The 15,486-nt window shown below is 68.4% G+C and carries 17 protein-coding genes; 8 read left to right on the top strand and 9 right to left on the bottom strand.

Annotated features, from left to right (window positions below):
• The first annotated feature begins 11 nt into the window (after window positions 1-11).
• Window positions 12-479 carry a methylated-DNA--[protein]-cysteine S-methyltransferase gene (locus AC1VVG_RS13650; RefSeq protein WP_034190552.1) on the top strand — a complete coding sequence of 156 codons (468 nt, stop codon included), beginning with the start codon at window positions 12-14 and terminating at the stop codon, window positions 477-479.
• Entirely contained in the window at window positions 479-1,429 is a 951-nt protein-coding gene (gene xerD, locus AC1VVG_RS13645; protein WP_034190553.1) for a site-specific tyrosine recombinase XerD, read from the top strand. Before AC1VVG_RS13650 ends, xerD begins: the two co-directional genes overlap by 1 nt.
• Before the next feature lie 35 nt (window positions 1,430-1,464).
• Here the strand turns inward: xerD and AC1VVG_RS13640 are convergent, their stop codons facing one another.
• Window positions 1,465-3,027 (bottom strand): class I adenylate-forming enzyme family protein, encoded by a 1,563-nt coding sequence (locus tag AC1VVG_RS13640; RefSeq protein ID WP_482835756.1) that lies wholly within the window; start codon window positions 3,025-3,027, stop codon window positions 1,465-1,467.
• A gap of 237 nt (window positions 3,028-3,264) precedes the next feature.
• On the opposite strand from AC1VVG_RS13640, the gene ybaK reads away from it, so the two are divergent.
• On the top strand, window positions 3,265-3,756 hold the full coding sequence (gene ybaK / locus AC1VVG_RS13635) for a Cys-tRNA(Pro) deacylase (RefSeq protein ID WP_034190555.1): 492 nt from the start codon (window positions 3,265-3,267) through the stop codon (window positions 3,754-3,756).
• Window positions 3,757-3,872: 116 nt separating this feature from the next.
• Window positions 3,873-4,511: a glycerol-3-phosphate 1-O-acyltransferase PlsY gene (gene plsY / locus AC1VVG_RS13630; protein ID WP_034190556.1), complete on the top strand. Its 639-nt coding sequence runs from the start codon at window positions 3,873-3,875 to the stop codon at window positions 4,509-4,511.
• Between the two features lie 79 nt (window positions 4,512-4,590).
• Here the strand turns inward: plsY and AC1VVG_RS13625 are convergent, their stop codons facing one another.
• Window positions 4,591-5,076: a YajQ family cyclic di-GMP-binding protein gene (locus tag AC1VVG_RS13625; RefSeq protein ID WP_011885818.1), complete on the bottom strand. Its 486-nt coding sequence runs from the start codon at window positions 5,074-5,076 to the stop codon at window positions 4,591-4,593.
• A 137-nt stretch (window positions 5,077-5,213) separates the two neighbouring features.
• Between AC1VVG_RS13625 and murB the strand changes: the two genes are divergently transcribed.
• Complete coding sequence (gene murB / locus AC1VVG_RS13620) at window positions 5,214-6,263, top strand: UDP-N-acetylmuramate dehydrogenase (RefSeq protein WP_482835755.1); 1,050 nt, start codon at window positions 5,214-5,216, stop codon at window positions 6,261-6,263.
• 93 nt (window positions 6,264-6,356) lie between these two features.
• On the opposite strand, the gene argF is transcribed toward murB, so the two are convergent.
• On the bottom strand, window positions 6,357-7,286 hold the full coding sequence (argF, locus tag AC1VVG_RS13615) for an ornithine carbamoyltransferase (RefSeq protein WP_034190558.1): 930 nt from the start codon (window positions 7,284-7,286) through the stop codon (window positions 6,357-6,359).
• A gap of 413 nt (window positions 7,287-7,699) precedes the next feature.
• On the opposite strand from argF, the gene AC1VVG_RS13610 reads away from it, so the two are divergent.
• Window positions 7,700-8,020: a DUF3579 domain-containing protein gene (locus tag AC1VVG_RS13610; protein WP_011546046.1), complete on the top strand. Its 321-nt coding sequence runs from the start codon at window positions 7,700-7,702 to the stop codon at window positions 8,018-8,020.
• 152 nt (window positions 8,021-8,172) lie between these two features.
• Here AC1VVG_RS13610 and rpsT read toward each other — a convergent pair whose 3' ends face one another.
• Window positions 8,173-8,445 (bottom strand): 30S ribosomal protein S20, encoded by a 273-nt coding sequence (rpsT, locus tag AC1VVG_RS13605; RefSeq protein WP_006482211.1) that lies wholly within the window; start codon window positions 8,443-8,445, stop codon window positions 8,173-8,175.
• A gap of 304 nt (window positions 8,446-8,749) precedes the next feature.
• Here rpsT and murJ point away from each other — a divergent pair, with 304 nt between their 5' ends.
• Entirely contained in the window at window positions 8,750-10,300 is a 1,551-nt protein-coding gene (gene murJ / locus AC1VVG_RS13600) for a murein biosynthesis integral membrane protein MurJ (protein WP_034190559.1), read from the top strand.
• Window positions 10,301-10,308: 8 nt separating this feature from the next.
• Window positions 10,309-11,151, top strand: a complete 843-nt coding sequence (locus AC1VVG_RS13595; protein WP_034190561.1) for a SirB1 family protein — start codon at window positions 10,309-10,311, stop codon at window positions 11,149-11,151.
• Window positions 11,152-11,216: 65 nt separating this feature from the next.
• On the opposite strand, the gene AC1VVG_RS13590 is transcribed toward AC1VVG_RS13595, so the two are convergent.
• The 5 genes from AC1VVG_RS13590 to lpxK all read right to left on the bottom strand — a co-directional run bounded on the left by AC1VVG_RS13590 (window position 11,217) and on the right by lpxK (window position 15,225).
• The gene (locus AC1VVG_RS13590) at window positions 11,217-11,975 is read right to left on the bottom strand and encodes an SDR family NAD(P)-dependent oxidoreductase (protein WP_482835754.1); all 759 of its coding nucleotides are present in this window, start codon (window positions 11,973-11,975) and stop codon (window positions 11,217-11,219) included.
• 290 nt (window positions 11,976-12,265) lie between these two features.
• Window positions 12,266-12,928, bottom strand: coding sequence for an adenylate kinase (gene adk / locus AC1VVG_RS13585; protein WP_034191141.1), 663 nt, complete (start codon window positions 12,926-12,928; stop codon window positions 12,266-12,268).
• A 208-nt stretch (window positions 12,929-13,136) separates the two neighbouring features.
• Window positions 13,137-13,928 carry a 3-deoxy-manno-octulosonate cytidylyltransferase gene (gene kdsB / locus AC1VVG_RS13580; protein WP_034191140.1) on the bottom strand — a complete coding sequence of 264 codons (792 nt, stop codon included), beginning with the start codon at window positions 13,926-13,928 and terminating at the stop codon, window positions 13,137-13,139.
• A gap of 93 nt (window positions 13,929-14,021) precedes the next feature.
• Window positions 14,022-14,216, bottom strand: coding sequence for a Trm112 family protein (locus AC1VVG_RS13575; RefSeq protein WP_482835753.1), 195 nt, complete (start codon window positions 14,214-14,216; stop codon window positions 14,022-14,024).
• Window positions 14,197-15,225 carry a tetraacyldisaccharide 4'-kinase gene (lpxK, locus tag AC1VVG_RS13570; protein ID WP_069707060.1) on the bottom strand — a complete coding sequence of 343 codons (1,029 nt, stop codon included), beginning with the start codon at window positions 15,223-15,225 and terminating at the stop codon, window positions 14,197-14,199. The genes AC1VVG_RS13575 and lpxK overlap by 20 nt, the downstream gene beginning before the upstream one ends.
• Window positions 15,226-15,486 lie beyond the last annotated feature (261 nt).

The raw sequence follows: 15,486 nt of genomic DNA, 5'->3' as shown, positions 1-15,486 counted from the left end.
AGGAGAGGGCAATGTTCAACGCAGTCATCGACGCGCCGTTCGGCAAGGTCGGCATCCGCACGGACGCCGCGGTGGTGCGCGAGATCGTCTATCTGCCCGAATCGGTGAAGTCGGTCGATCCGGACTCGCCGCTCGCGAAGCGTGCGGTCAAGCAGATCGAACGTTATTTCGAGCGTGCGTCGGCGCGCTTCGACCTGCCGCTCGCCGAAGTCGGCAGCGCGTTCCAGCACCGCGTGTGGGACGTGATCAGCGATATCCCGCCCGGCACGGTGCTGACCTACGGCCAGGTCGCGAAGCGGATCGGCAGTGCGCCGCGCGCGGTCGGCCAGGCGTGCGGCGCGAACTACTTCCCGCTCGTGATCCCGTGCCATCGCGTCGTCGCGGCGGGCGGCCTCGGCGGCTTCGCGAACCACGACGACAACGGTTATTACCAGAAAGTGAAGCGCTGGCTGCTGGCGCACGAAGGCGTGCCGTACTGATGAGCGAACCCCTGATGACTTCCGACGCCGACGGCGAGGTCGCCGCGGCCTCGCCCGCGCTGCTCGCGAGCCGCGCGTCGATCGACGTGTTCTGCGATGCGCTGTGGCTCGAGCACGGGCTGGCGCGCAATACGCTCGACGCCTACCGGCGCGATCTGGTGCTGTTTTCACAATGGCTGGCCGAGACGCACGACGCGCCGCTCGACAAGGCCGACGAGGCGATGGTGACGGGCTACATCGCCGCGCGCAGCGACGGCAAGGCGACGTCGTCGAACCGGCGGCTGTCGGTGTTCCGTCGCTATTACGGGTGGGCCGTGCGCGAGCATCGCGCCAGCGCCGACCCGACGCTGCGGATCACGTCCGCGAAACAGGCGGCGCGGTTTCCGTCGACGTTGTCCGAGGCGCAGGTCGAGGCGCTGCTCGGCGCCCCCGACACCGGCACGCCGCTCGGCCTGCGCGATCGCACGATGCTGGAACTGATGTACGCGAGCGGGCTGCGCGTGAGCGAGCTCGTGACGCTGAAGACGGTCGAGGTCGGCCTGAACGAAGGTGTCGTGCGCGTGATGGGCAAGGGTTCGAAGGAGCGGCTCGTGCCGTTCGGCGAAGTGGCGCACGGCTGGATCGAGCGTTACCTGCGCGACGCGCGGCCGGCGCTGCTCGGCGCGCGCGCGGCCGATGCGCTGTTCGTGACCGCGCGCGGCGACGGGATGACGCGCCAGCAGTTCTGGAACATCATCAAGCGTCACGCGCGGCAGGCCGACGTGCGCGCGCACCTGTCGCCGCACACGCTGCGGCACGCGTTCGCGACGCACCTGCTGAACCACGGCGCCGACCTGCGCGTCGTGCAGATGCTGCTCGGCCACAGCGACATCTCGACCACGCAGATCTACACGCACGTCGCGCGAGAGCGGCTGAAGACGCTGCACGCGCAGCACCACCCGCGCGGCTAGCGCGCGGTGCGTGCCGCCAGGCGCGCCGGCCGGCGTCAGGCCAGGTCGCGCAGCTTGTGTTTCAGCACCTTGCCGGTCGACGCGGCCGGCAGCGCGTCGAGCACGCGGATGCGGGCCGGGCGCTTGTAAGGCGTGAGCCGCTCCGCGCACCACGCGTGCAGCACCGCTTCGTCCGCACTCGCGCCCGGCACCAGCTCGACGAACGCCAGCACTTCCTCGTTGCCTTCGACCGCGCGGCCGATCACGGCCGCCTGCACGACGTCCGGATGGGCGTTCAGCACCTGCTCGACCTCGACCGGATACACGTTGAAACCCGACCGGATGATCAGCTCCTTGCTGCGGCCCGCGATCGTCACCGCGCCGTCGGCCCCCTGCCGCGCGAGATCGCCGGTGCTCAGCCAGCCGTCCGGCGACACGGCCGCCCGCGTCGCGTCCGCGTTGCGGTAGTAGCCGAGCATCACGTTCGGCCCGCGCACGCGAATCTCGCCGACTTCGCCCGGCGGCACGTCGGTGCCGTCCGGCGCGACGATCCGCAGCTCGACGCCCGGAATCGGCACGCCGACCGAACCGTCGGCGCGCGGCGCGTCGAGCGGCGTCTGCGTGATCGTCGGGCTGCTTTCGGTCATCCCGTAGCCGTTGTGGAGCGGCACGCCGTACTGGCGCTCGACGCGCGCCTTCAGGTTCGCGTCGAGCGGCGAGCCGCCCGAATACGCGAAGCGCAGGCGCGGCGCGTGCCACGCGTGGCCATGCGTGTGCAGATGTTCGAGGAGCTTCGCGTGCATCGCGGGCACGCCCTGGAAGATCGTGACGCCTTCGTCGGCGAGCGCGACGCGCACGGCCTCCGGCGAGAAGCGCGGCGCGAGCCGCAGGGTCGCGCCGGCGTAAAGGCTGCCGAGGCAGACCGACGCGAGCCCGTACACGTGCGACACGGGCAGCACCGTGTAGACGACGTCGTCGGGCGACACGCGGCGCAGCGCACTCGACGTAGCCGCGATGAACAGCAGGTTGCGGTGCGACAGCATCACGCCCTTCGGCGTGCCGGTCGTGCCGGTCGTATAGATCAGCGCCGCGCATTGCGCGGCGCTGTCGGCGGCGACCGGTTCGGCGGGCGCGCCTGCGTCGACGCGATACGACCACGCGCCGATGTCGACCGGCAGCGCGCCGGCGGGCGTCGCGCCGAGCCGCGCGGCATGCGCGCGCGCGTCGGGCGATGCGTCGGTCGTGAACGCGACCAGCTTCGGGCGCGCATGCGCGGCGATCGCGTCGAGTTCGCCGGCCGACAGCCGCGCGTTCGACACGAGCGCCCATGCGTCGAGGCGGGCGACCGCGAACAGCAGCACGATCTGCGCGACGCAGTTTTCCGCGACGATCATCACGCGGTCGCCGCCTTGCACGCCGAGGCTCGCGAGTCGCGCGGCCGCCGCATCGACGGCCTGCGCCAGCTCGCCGTACGACAGTCGGCGCGCATCCTCGATCAGCGCCGGGTGCGCGGGCGCCTGCGCGGCCCAGCGCGCGGGCACGTCGGCGATGCGGCGCGGCAGCGCGGCGAGCAGGGCGTCGACGTCGAGCGACTCGGATGAACGGATGAGCGAGGGCATGGCGTCTCCAGAAAAGGGGCCGGGCGGCGGCTTGACGATGTTTGCGAACGATCGTGCCATGACGGCGCGCGCGCCACAATCGGCCAATCGGGCAATAGCCCTTCGCGATGTCCGCAATGATGACGGGCGCAATGGCGGCGGCGCAGGCGGCCGCCCGGCGGAAAACGGGCGGCGAGTATACCGTCGGCCGCGCACATCGCCGCCCGCCTGCTGGTCGTTCGCCATTAAAATGCCGCCATGAGCAAATCCAGACACGTGTCCGAAACCCCGGCGACCCAGCTGTTGCGCCGTCATGGCGTTGCGTTCGGCGAGCATCCGTACGACTACGTCGAGCATGGCGGCACCGGCGAATCGGCGCGCCAGCTCGGCGCGGACGAGCACTGCGTCGTGAAGACGCTCGTGATGGAAGACGAGCACGCGAAGCCGCTGATCGTGCTGATGCACGGCGACCGCACCGTGTCGACGAAGAACCTCGCGCGGCAGATCGGCGCGAAGCGCGTCGAGCCGTGCAAGCCGGAGGTCGCGAACCGCCATTCGGGTTATCTCGTCGGCGGCACGTCGCCGTTCGGCACGCGCAAGACGATGCCCGTCTACGTCGAGGCGTCGATCCTCGAGTTGCCGACGATCTACCTGAACGGCGGCCGCCGCGGCTACCTCGTCAGCCTTGCGCCGGCGGTGCTCGTGTCGCTGCTCGGCGCACGGCCCGTGCAGTGCGCGAGCGTCGACTGAGGGTTTCACCTTCGTGGCACCCCGCGCCCGTTCGGTAGAATGGGCGCCGTTTCGGCTCGCCGGCTTGCCGCGCACGGCCGTCCCTTTACCGATACGTTGAAAGAAGAGTCCTCCGCATGCAGATCCTGCTCGCCGCCCTCGTTGCCTACCTGATCGGTTCGGTGTCGTTCGCCGTCGTCGTCAGCGCCGCGATGGGCCTGGCCGACCCGCGCTCGTACGGGTCGAAGAATCCCGGCGCGACCAACGTGCTGCGCAGCGGCAACAAGAAGGCCGCGATCCTGACGCTCGTCGGCGACGCGTTCAAGGGCTGGATTGCCGTCTGGCTCGCGCGGCGCCTGGGCCTGCCCGATGTCGCGATCGCATGGGTCGCGATCGCCGTGTTCCTCGGCCATCTGTATCCGGTGTTCTTCCGCTTCCAGGGCGGCAAGGGCGTCGCGACCGCGGCGGGCGTGCTGCTCGCCGTGCACCCGGTGCTCGGGCTCGCGACCGCGCTGACCTGGCTGATCGTCGCGTTCTTCTTCCGCTATTCGTCGCTCGCGGCGCTGGTGGCGGCCGTGTTCGCGCCGGTGTTCGACGTGTTCCTGTTCGGCACGGGTCACAACCCGGTCGCATGGGCCGTGCTCGCGATGAGCGTGCTGCTTGTGTGGCGTCACCGCGGCAACATTGCGAAGCTGCTCGCGGGGCAGGAGAGCCGGATCGGCGACAAGAAGAAGGCGGCCGCGGACGGCGGCGCGCAGGACGGCGGGCAAGCCTGAGAAAGCGCGGCGGCTGCCGCGGGCCGGGCGCGCCGCGTGCGCGGGGCCCGGCAGGATGACGTGACGGATCGGCCGGCGATCAGTCGCGGAAGTTGTTGAAGTCGAGCGGCGTGTCGGTCACGTCCTTGCGCAGCATCGCGATCACGCTCTGCAGGTCGTCGCGCTTCGTGCCGGCCACGCGCACCGCGTCGCCCTGGATGCTCGCCTGCACCTTGATCTTGCTGTCCTTCACGAGGCGCACGATCTTCTTCGCGAGATCGCCGGTCACACCTTTCTTCACGGTGACGATCTGCTTGACTTTGTCGCCGCCGATCTTCTCGACCTTGCCGTAGTCGAGGAAGCGCACGTCGACGTTGCGCTTGGCCAGCTTGCCGATCAGCACGTCCTTGACCTGGCCGAGCTTGAAATCGTCATCGGCGAACAGCGTGAGCTCGCGTTCCTTCTGCTCGACGCGCGCGTCGGAGCCCTTGAAGTCGAAGCGCGTCGAAATTTCCTTGTTCGACTGCTCGATGGCGTTCTTCACTTCGATCATGTTCGCTTCGGAAACGACGTCGAACGATGGCATGGCATTCTCCCTTGAGGTGCGGGCACCCGGCTGGCGCGCGGGCACTCGCTATAATTGCGGACTGTTTGCCATTTTACCGATGCCCCTCCGTTTGCCCAAGGCCGGCCGTCTGCCGGCCCGGGGCGACGTGACCGCGAATGCCGATGCCTCCTGACGATTCCGCCCTGTCGCTGCTCCCCGACCATCCGCTCGCTGCCCACAACACGTTCGGCATCGCCGCGAACGCGCGCTTCGCCGCACGCATCACGCATGCGGCGCAGTTCGAGGCGCTGCACCGCGACGCGCGCGTCGCGCACCTGCCGCGGCTCGTGCTCGGCGGCGGTAGCAACGTCGTGTTCATGCGCGATTTCGACGGCATCGTGCTGCTCGACGAGATCGCCGGCCGCCGTGTCGTGCGCGAGGACGACGACGCGTGGTACGTCGAGGCCGGCGGCGGCGAGAGCTGGCACGGGTTCGTCGCGTGGACGCTCGAGCACGGGATGCCGGGTCTCGAGAACCTCGCGCTGATTCCCGGCACCGTCGGCGCCGCGCCGATCCAGAACATCGGCGCGTACGGCCTCGAAATGAAAGCATATTTCGACTCGCTGGTCGCGGTCGAGCTGGCGACGGGGCGCCGCGAGCGCTTCGACGCCGCGCGCTGCGCGTTCGGCTACCGCGACAGCTTCTTCAAGCGGGACGGGCGCGGCCGGTTCGCGATCGTGTCCGTGACGTTCCGGCTGCCGAAGCAATGGGCGCCGCGGCTCGGCTACGCGGACGTCACGCGCGAGCTCGACGCATGCGGCATCGCGCCCGATGCGGCGACGCCGCGCGACGTGTTCGACGCGGTCGTCGCGATCCGCCGCGCGAAGCTGCCCGATCCGCTCGTGCTCGGCAATGCGGGCAGTTTCTTCAAGAATCCGGTGATCGGCGCCGCGCAGTTCGAGGCGCTGCGCGCCCGCGCACCCGAGGTCGTGTCGTATCCGCAGCCGGACGGGCACGTGAAGCTCGCGGCCGGCTGGCTGATCGACCGCTGCGGCTGGAAGGGCCGCGCGCTCGGTGCGGCGGCCGTGCACGACCGCCAGGCGCTCGTGCTCGTCAATCGCGGCGGTGCGACGGGCGCGGACGTGCTCGCGCTGGCGCAGGCGATCCAGGCCGACGTGCGTGCGCAATTCGGTGTCGAGCTGGAGGCCGAGCCGGTCTGCCTGTAACGCGGGCTTCGCGCCGTTTCCCGCACGCCCAAACAAAAAGCGCCGATCGACGATCAGCGCTTTTTCATGCGGGTGCGTTCCGGCGGATCGGTATCAGTGCTTGAGGCGGCCGAGCAGCAGGAACTCCATCAGCGCCTTCTGCACGTGCAGCCGGTTTTCCGCCTCGTCCCACACGACGCTCTGCGGGCCGTCGATCACGCCGGCCGTCACTTCCTCGCCGCGGTGCGCGGGCAGGCAGTGCATGAAGAGGGCGTCCGGGTTCGCATGGCCCATCATTTCCTCGTCGACGCACCAGTCGGCGAACGCCTGCTTGCGGGCCTCGTTCTCGGCCTCGAAGCCCATGCTCGTCCACACGTCGGTGGTGACAAGGTCGGCGCCCTTGCACGCTTCGTTCGGATCGTCGAACACCTCGTAGAACGGCGCGCTGTCGGGCGACACGAGCTTCATGTCGAGCGCATAGCCGGGCGGCGTGGACAGGCGCAGCTTGAAGCCGAGGATCTGCGCGGCCTCGATCCACGTGTAGAGCATGTTGTTCGCGTCGCCGACCCACGCGACGGTCTTGCCGGCGATCGGACCACGGTGCTCGTAGTACGTGAAGATGTCGGCGAGCACCTGGCACGGGTGGTACTCGTTCGTCAGGCCGTTGATCACCGGCACGCGGGAGTTGTCCGCGAAGCGCTTGATGACCTCCTGCTCGAACGTGCGGATCATGATGATGTCGACCATCCGCGAGATGACCTGCGCGGAATCCTCGACCGGTTCGCCGCGGCCGAGCTGCGTGTCGCGCGTGCTCATGAAGACGGCGTGGCCGCCGAGCTGGAAGATCCCGGCCTCGAACGACAGGCGCGTGCGCGTCGAGCTCTTCTCGAAGATCATCGCGAGCGTGCGGTCGTGCAGCGGGTGGTAGGTCTCGTAGTTCTTGAACTTGCGCTTCAGGATACCCGTGCGCTCGAGCACGTACTCGTAATCTTCCAGCGAGAAATCCTTGAACTGCAGGTAGTGACGAATGGTTTTGGCGGTCATGAAGCGAAATACGGCGGGTTTCACCCGGCAGCGAGGCCGGACGGCGCCGCCGTCGGGTGTGGATAACTCAAAGCAGCATAAAGGATTTTCTGTGCTTTGACGAGCCGCGGAGCGAAGCGGGGGACGATCGAGGCGGGCGGCGGACAGCGCGGGAAGGGGGCGGTCGGGACGACGCGCGATGGCGCGCTGCGGTATAATCCGAAAGTTTTCTCCAGCCCGGCAGGCAAGGCTTTTCGCGCTCTGCCGGACACAAGCCGTGCGCTGCACAAATCCGGTGCAGTCCGCCGGCGGCGCGCACCGGCGTCCCGTTTTCGGGATATCGGAACGCTTGTGCCGCCGTCCGTTCCAGCTTTGTGTTCGCGTATCCAGGCGCTGTTGCCTGGACATCGCCGGGCCGTCACTTGGGTAACCACATGGCTGAAACCCCTCCGACCGAATTCTTCATCCAGGGCATCACGAAAGACGGGAAAAAGTTTCGCCCGAGCGACTGGTCGGAACGTCTGGCCGGTGTGATGGCCTGCTTCGGGCCGGGGGCGAGTGGGCCGAATGCGCGTCTCAAGTATTCGCTGTACGTGCGCCCGACGATGCTCGGCGACCTGAAGTGCGTGATTCTCGATTCGCGGTTGCGCGACATCGAACCGATGGCTTTCGATTTCGTGCTGAATTTCGCGAAGGACAACAACCTCGTCGTCACCGAGGCGTGCGAGCTGCCGGACTACAATACGAAGAAGTGATGCCGGCAGGCGAGGGCGCAGGCTGCGCCCGCCGCGGCAAGACCCGCCGCCCCGCGTGATGCGCGGGCGACAGGCAACAAAAAAGCCCGCCTAGGCGGGCTTTTTTGCGATCGCAGGAAACAGGAACGCCCGCGCGAGCGGGCGCACCGGATTTACGCTGCTGCCTGCAGACCCTTGACGGCTGCGGCGAGGCGGCTCTTGCTGCGAGCGGCCTTGTTCTTGTGAACGATCTTCTTGTCGGCGATCGTGTCGATCGTCTTCACGGCAGCCTTGAACAGCTCGGCAGCCTTTGCTTGGTCGCCGGCTTCAACAGCCTTGCGAACCGACTTGATCGCGGTACGGAATTTCGAGCGCAGCGCCGAGTTGTGCGAGTTTGCCTTCGCGGCCTGGCGGGCGCGCTTGCGTGCTTGTGCGGAGTTAGCCATGACGGTTCCTTATCCTGTCCTGTTTCCAGAGCTTGGAGCCTGACGGCCAAGCGCTGCTTTTCGATCCGTCCCCTGAGAACGATTGCCCAGGGGCGCATAAAAAAACGGTGATTTTAACCGAGGCAGGGACATGAAAACGGCAGTTGCCGCGCATGTACGAGCCCAGAAACCGGCGATTATAGCAACAAAATCAAGCGAGTGGCAAGTTCGAAGTGATACCCGCGGGACGAGGCGCCGGCTGCCGCTGCGCTTTTCGGCGTCGGCCGCTGGCCGGGTCGCGCAACGTCCGTATAATAAGCGCCCCATGAATCTATTCCGAGCCCTGCTGACGGTCAGCGGCTTCACGCTGCTGTCGCGCGTGACCGGACTGGCCCGCGAGACGCTGATCGCCCGTGCGTTCGGCGCCAGTCAATACACCGACGCGTTCTACGTCGCCTTCCGCATTCCGAACCTGCTGCGCCGCCTGTCCGCCGAAGGCGCGTTCTCGCAGGCGTTCGTGCCGATCCTCGCCGAGTTCAAGAACCAGCAGGGGCACGATGCGACGAAGGCGCTCGTCGACGCGATGTCCACCGTGCTCGCGTGGGCGCTTGCCGTGCTGTCGGTCGTCGGGATCGCCGGCGCGTCGTGGGTCGTGTTCGCGGTCGCGTCCGGCCTGCACACCGACGGCCAGGCGTTTCCGCTCGCGGTCACGATGACGCAGATCATGTTCCCGTACATCGTGTTCATCTCGCTGACGACGCTCGCGTCCGGCGTGCTCAACACGTACAAGAGCTTCTCGCTGCCCGCGTTCGCGCCGGTGCTGCTCAACGTCGCGTTCATTGCCGCGGCCGTGTTCGTCGCGCCGCACCTGAAGGTGCCGGTCTACGCGCTCGCGTGGGCCGTCATCGTCGGCGGCGTGCTGCAGTTCCTCGTGCAGCTGCCGGGGCTGAAGAAGATCGACATGGTGCCGCTGATCGGCCTGAACCCGCTGCGCGCGCTGCGTCACCCGGGCGTGAAGCGCGTGCTCGCGAAAATGGTGCCCGCGACGTTCGCGGTGTCGGTCGCGCAACTGTCGCTGATCATCAACACCAATATCGCGTCGCGGCTCGGGCAGGGCGCCGTGTCGTGGATCAACTACGCCGACCGCCTGATGGAATTCCCGACGGCGCTGCTGGGTGTCGCGCTCGGCACGATCCTGCTGCCGAGCCTGTCGAAGGCGCACGTCGATGCCGATTCGCACGAATATTCCGCGCTGCTCGACTGGGGGCTGCGCGTCACGTTCCTGCTCGCGGCGCCGAGCGCACTCGCGCTGTTCTTCTTCGCGACGCCGCTCACCGCGACGCTGTTCAACTACGGCAAGTTCGACGCGCATACCGTCACGATGGTCTCGCGCGCGCTCGCGACCTACGGGATCGGCCTTGTCGGCATCATCCTGATCAAGATCCTCGCGCCGGGCTTCTATGCGAAGCAGGACATCAAGACGCCCGTGAAGATCGCGATCGGCGTGCTGATCGTCACGCAGCTTTCGAACTACGTGTTCGTGCCGCTGATCGGCCACGCGGGCCTCACGCTGAGCATCGGCGTCGGCGCGTGCCTGAACTCGCTGCTGCTGTTCTTCGGGCTGCGCAAGCGCGGCATCTACCAGCCTTCGCCGGGCTGGCTGCGCTTCTTCATGCAGCTCGTCGGCGCGGCGCTCGTGCTCGCGGGCCTGATGCACTGGTGCGCGATCAGCTTCGACTGGACCGGGATGCGCACGCAGCCGCTCGAGCGCATTGCGCTGATGGCGGCGTGCCTCGTGCTGTTCGCTGCACTATATTTCGGTATGTTGTGGGTGATGGGCTTCAAATACGCTTACTTCAGAAGGCGCGCAAAGTGACGACCGCAATGACCCGCGTCCTCGACTACTTCAGCACGCTCGTGGCGGACGACGACAGTCTGCCCGTCACGGAAACCGCGCTGTCGCTGGCGCAGGACGCGTATCCCGACCTCGACCTGCAGGGCACGCTGGCCGAACTCGACATGCTGGCGGCGCGATTGCGCCGGCGGCTCGCCGACGATGCGGACCTGAAGGGCCGCGTCGCCGCGCTGAACGATTTCTTCTTCCGCGAACTCGGCTTCGCCTGCAATCACAACGATTACTACGACCCCGATAACAGCCACCTGAACGCCGTGCTGAAGCGGCGGCGCGGGATTCCGATCTCGCTGTCGGTGCTGTATCTGGAGCTTGCCGAGCAGATCGGCGTGCCGGCGCGCGGCGTGTCGTTCCCCGGCCATTTCCTGCTGCGCGTCACGCTGCCGGACGGCGACCTGATCATCGATCCGACCAACGGCCATTCGCTGTCCGAGGCCGAGATGGTCGAGATGCTCGAGCCGTACGTCGCGCGCGCGGCCGGCGCGGTCGACAGCGCGTTGCGCGCGCTGCTGCAACCGGCGACGAGCCGCGAGATCATCGCGCGGATGCTGCGCAACCTGAAGACGATCTATCTGCAGACGGAACGCTGGCAGCGGCTGCTCGCGGTACAGCAGCGGCTCGTGATCCTGTTGCCCGAGCAGCTCGACGAGGTGCGCGACCGCGGCTTCGCGTATGCGCGGCTCGACTACCTGCGCCCCGCGCTCGAGGATCTCGAGCAGTATCTGGGCGAGCGGCCGGAGGCGGACGACGCGACCGTCGTCGAATCGCAGGTCACCGAATTGCGGCAGCGGATGCAACGCGACGGCGAGGACTGAGCCGCCGTCGCACCGTTGCAGGAACGAGCAAGAACGCCCGCATCGCGGGCGTTTTTCTTGTGCGCTTACTTCGGCTGCATCCGGATCGCGCCGTCGAGGCGGATCACTTCGCCGTTGAGCATCGGATTCTCGACGATCTGGCGGACCAGCATCGCGTATTCGGCCGGTTTGCCGAGCCGCGGCGGGAACGGCACCATCGCGCCGAGCGCGTCCTGCACGTCCTGCCGCATGCCGAGCAGCATCGGCGTCTCGAACAGGCCGGGCGCGATCGTCATCACGCGAATGCCGCTGCGCGACAGGTCGCGCGCGATCGGCAGCGTCATGCCGGCGACACCGGCCTTGGATGCCGCGTACGCGGCTTGGCCGATTTGTCCGTCGAAGGCGGCGACCGACGCGGTGCTGACGATCACGCCGCGCTCGCCTTCCGCGGTCGGCGCGGTCGCGGCCATCGCGGCGGCCGCGAGCCGGATCATGTTGAACGTGCCGACGAGGTTCACGTTGATCGTTTTCGCGAACACGTCGAGCGGATGAGCGCCGTCCTTGCCGACGGTTTTCGCGGCCGGCGCGATGCCCGCGCAGTTCACGAGGCCGCGCAGCGTGCCCGCGCGTGTCGCCGCGTCGACGGCGGCCTGTGCGTCGGCCTCGCTCGACACGTCGCAGCGTACGAATATGCCGCCCAGTTCGGTCGCGAGCGCGGTGCCGGCCGCTTCGTTCAGGTCGGCGAGCACGACCGTGCCGCCGGCCTGCGCGAGCATTCGCGCGGTGCCGGCGCCGAGGCCCGATGCACCGCCCGTGATCAGAAACACGTTGCCGCGAATTTCCATGACTGTCTCCGTGTCGACCGCCCTTGGCGCTTTAGCGCCTAGGGAGGTCCCATGCAAAGCGTCGACCGCCCTTGGCGCTTTAGCGCCTAGGGAGGTCCCATGCAAAGCGTCGACCGCGCTTGGCGCTTTAGCGCCTAGGGAGGTCCCATGCAAAGCGGTTATTCCGTCCGATGCCGATTGTACGGGGCGTCGTCGCGCGGAGGCGATACAAGCATGGTCCTTCGAATCCCGGCCAGGCGAAAAAAAAGCCGCCCGGAAAGGGCGGCTTCTGCGGATGCGCGACGCGTGGCTTACTTCAGCGCGTCAAACGCGCGCTCGCGGATTTCCTCGACGGCGCCGAGACCCGAGATCTTGCGATACTGCGGTGCCTTCAGGCCGTTTTCCTCGCCGCGCCGTGCCCAGTCGCCGTAATACGTGATCAGCGGCTTGGTTTGCGCTTCGTACACTTCGAGACGCTTCTTGACGGTTTCTTCCTTGTCGTCGTCGCGCTGGATCAGCGGTTCGCCCGTCACGTCGTCGTGGCCCTCGACCTTCGGCGGGTTGAACTTGACGTGGTACGTGCGGCCCGATGCCGGGTGCGTGCGGCGGCCGCTCATGCGCTCGATGATTTCCGAGAACGGCACGTCGATCTCGAGCACGTAGTCGATCGCGACGCCGGCTTCCTTCATCGCGTCAGCCTGCGCGATCGTGCGCGGGAAACCGTCGAACAGATAGCCGTTCGCGCAGTCGGATTCCTTCAGGCGCTCCTTGACGAGGCCGATGATCAGCGCGTCCGGCACGAGCTTGCCGGCGTCCATGTAGCCCTTCGCTTCGACGCCGAGCGGCGTGCCGGCCTTCACGGCCGCGCGCAGCATGTCGCCCGTCGAGATTTGCGGGATGCCGAACTTTTCCTTGATGAAGTTTGCCTGGGTGCCCTTTCCCGCGCCGGGCGCGCCCAACAGGATCAAACGCATGGTGATATCTCCAAGTATGTAAATTCGTGTGGCGAGCCTCAAAGGTGTCGGCGACGGCGGGCGCGGGGCTTGCCTGGCGCGCGGCGGGCCGGTCTGATGCGGCGCGTCGACTTGGGCGACGCGCGGCTGCCGGCAAGGCCGCGGGCGGGGTCAAGCGAGAACGCGCTGGTCGCGGACGGCTCGCACAATCGCCTGATTATGCCACGGGTTATTTTGAACCCGGCCGAAAAAGGGCCTGCACGCGCGCGAGATCGGCCGGCGTATCGATCCCGGCTTCGGGCGCGGACTCGGTGATCCGCACCGCGATGCGCTCGCCGTGCCACAGCGCGCGCAGCTGTTCGAGCTGCTCGGCCTGTTCGATCGGCGCCTGCGCGAGCGACGGATAAGTGCGCAGGAAACGTGCGCGATAGGCATAGAGGCCGATGTGCCGATAGACCGGGAAAGCCGGCGCAGGCATGGCCGCGACGTCCGGCCAGTGCGGCTGGTACGCGTCGCGGCTCCACGGAATCGGCGCGCGCGAGAAGTACAGCGCGACGCTTTGCGCGTCGAGCGCGACCTTCACGACGTTCGGGTTGAACACGTCGGCCGCGTCGTGGATCGGGTGGGCGGCGGTCGCGATCGCGCAGGCCGGATGCGCGGCCAGGTGCGACGCTACGTCGCGCACCAGCACGGGGTCGATCAGCGGCTCGTCGCCCTGCACGTTGACGACGACTGTGTCGTCGCTCCACCCGAAGGCCGCCGCGACTTCCGCGAGCCGGTCGGTGCCGGACGGATGGTCGGCACGCGTGAGCACCGCTTCGAAGCCGTGGTCGCGCGCCGCGTCGAGCACGCTCTGCGCGTCGGAGGCGACGAGCACCTGCCGTGCGCCCGCCTCGCGCGCGCGCTCGGCGACACGCACGACCATCGGCTTGCCGCCGAGATCGGCGAGCGGCTTGTTCGGCAGGCGCGTCGACGCGAGCCGGGCGGGAATGACGGCGATGAAGGGTTGCGGGTGAGTCATCGGGGTGAGCGGTGAGAAGAACGGGGCAGGCGGCGCGTCCGGAACCGGGCGGCCGGCAGGGTTTGGCGCCCCGGCCGGGGCGCCGCGGGCGGCTTAGCGGCCGGCCGGATCGACCGGCGTGCCGTCGACGGTCTGGCGCGCTTCGTCGACGAGCATCACGGGGATGCCGTCGCGGATCGGGTAGGCGAGCTTGTCCGCATTGCAGATCAGCTCCTGCGCGGCGCGGTCGTAGTGGAGCGGGCCTTTGCAGATAGGGCACACAATGATTTCAAGCAGGCGAGCGTCCACGGAGTTTCTCCACAACGAGGGCAATGAGGCGAGGGTCGAGCGCGGCTTCGACGGGGACGACCCACAGTCGGGCATCGCGCCAGGAAGCGCCCAATTTTACTGCATCCTTCTCGGTGATCAGGATTGCATCGACCGCGTCGTCGATGAACGGATTGTCGGCGAACGCGTAGTGGTCGGGCAGCGCGCGCGTCGCCGGCGCGAGACCGGCCGCGCGCAGCGTCGCGAAAAAGCGTTCCGGCGCGCCGATGCCGGCCGCGGCGAGCACGCGCTCGTTGGCGAACTGCGACAGCGGACGGCGCAGCGCCGGCTGGTCGAGGTGCCAGGCGGCGCCCGGCGTCAGCGCGAGCGCGTAGGTGTCGGGCCACGGCGGCAGCGTGCCGCTGTACGGGTCGTTGACGAGCGTCGCGTCGCGGTGCCGCGACAGCGGCTCGCGCAGCGGCCCGGCCGGCAGCAGGAAGCCGTTGCCGCCGAGCCGGTGGTCGAACACGACGAGCTCGACCGTGCGCGCGAGGCGGTAGTGCTGCAGGCCGTCGTCGCTGACGATCACGTCGACGTCCGGGTGCGCGGCGCGCAGCGCCCGCGCGGCCGCGACGCGGTCGGGGCACACCCATACGGGCGCACCGGTGCGGCGGGCGATCAGCAGCGGTTCGTCGCCGGCCGCGCTCGCGCGCGACGCCGGCGTGACGGCGGTCGGCGCCGTCACGTTCGCGCCGTAGCCGCGCGACACGACGCCGGGCGTGAAGCCGGCCGCGCGCAACGCGTCGACGAGTGCGATCACGGTCGGTGTCTTGCCGGTGCCGCCGACGGTCACGTTGCCGACCACGACCACGGGCACGCCGATGTCGACCGGCTTTTTCCAGCCCTGCGTGTAAGCGGTGCGTCGCAGCGCCGCGCACAGGCCGAACACGCAGGCGAACGGCGTGAGCGCCCAGGCGAGCGCGCCGCGCCGCTGCCATTCGCGTGTCAGGTGCGCTTCGAGCCGTGCGAGCGGGCCGCCGGGCGCGCTCATCGGGCCGGGCGCGGCGCATCGTGCGCCGCGGCGTGAGACGGATTCGTCAAGGCGGATTCTCCGTTGGGCGGCGCGTGCCGCGGGGTCTGCGGAAGGCGGCACTCTAGCGCGCCGCGGGCGGCCGCGGCAAGCGCGGCCGGCCGCCGCGGCTCGCGGGGCCGGATCGGGACGGGCTGTGGATAACTCTGTGAAAAACTCCCCGCCCGAGTACCTCAAACGCCCGCCGGGCGGGCATCGAATCGGATGAGAATCATTTCGAAA

This window comes from Burkholderia sp. L-4, assembly GCF_056856535.1.
The sequence above is the reverse complement of the archived record's forward strand: the minus strand, read 5'-3'. Positions and strand labels throughout refer to the sequence as shown.